The organism is Mesorhizobium sp. M7A.F.Ca.MR.148.00.0.0 (assembly GCF_003997735.1).
Classification (GTDB): Bacteria; Pseudomonadota; Alphaproteobacteria; order Rhizobiales; family Rhizobiaceae; genus Mesorhizobium.
This window is the reverse complement of record NZ_RZTB01000312.1, coordinates 1-919: the sequence shown is the minus strand read 5'-3', so window position 1 is coordinate 919 and position 919 is coordinate 1. Positions and strand designations below refer to the sequence as shown.

The 919-nt window shown below is 60.0% G+C and carries 1 protein-coding gene; it reads right to left on the bottom strand.

Annotated elements, in window-relative coordinates:
- Positions 1-782 (bottom strand): site-specific integrase (locus EOB49_RS34195; RefSeq protein ID WP_164781944.1); only part of this gene is annotated, 782 nt, incomplete at its 3' end.
- Between the last annotated feature and the right edge of the window lie 137 nt (positions 783-919).

Here is a 919-nt window from a genome sequence, read left to right as displayed (position 1 = left end):
TTGCGAATGCCCGTGGTGGCGAGTAGCAGCAGGACGGCTCGATCGCGGATGTCGACCGGCGTCGTTGCGCCGATCGCATCGATTGCGCGCCGAACGTCATCCCATGCAAGGCGCGGCGGCAAATGCGCCAAACGCCAATGAGGCGTCCTTGGGACGACGCGGTCGAGATCCTGGTCATGGTGGCCAGCCCAACATAAAAACTGAAGAAATGTTCGGATGTGAGAAGTCGCCGCCGTGCGGGTGCCGGTGGTCGCCGATAGCGACAGCCGATGCTCGACAGCAGCGAGGACGTGCTCAGCCGTCAACGCCTCGAGGTTTTGACCGGGATGATGATGGCGGAACCAATCCAGAAAGCGGCGGCCGCCCAGTAGAACGCCTTCGCGGGTCTTCGGCTCAAGTCCTCGCGCCTTGCGCAAATAGTCGGAAAATGAGGTCAGAAGCGGAGTATCCGGATCATCATCTACCCTGGGAGCGGAAGCAATGAAGCGCTCCGGAGCCACTCGCCGTGCATGTCCCAGCGCCGATGCTGCCCCAATGCGTGGAGAATCTGTAGTAAACGTGCATAAATAGCTGTCGACGACATCTTGATGGATCGGCATCCGACCACAGCGCGTTGCGGCAAACTGGCTAAAGCGTGCGATCCGGCTCAAGTAAATCTTGGCGGACGCTCGCTTGTAACCAAGGTCGAAAAAATGCTCCGCGAGGCGATCCATCTCGCCACCGAGTGCACCGCTACGCAGGCGCTTGAGCACCCCACAATAGGAAAAATAGAACTCGAGCATTCTGCCCCTCCGGCGTTGTGGCACAGGGGAATCCCGCGCCATGAGAGAGGCATGAAATATTATGTAGCGGAGGCAAGGTGGATTTGGCCGGCCCGAAAGCGGTCAGGGCGGCTCCGCCACATAATCTCGCCCGACGC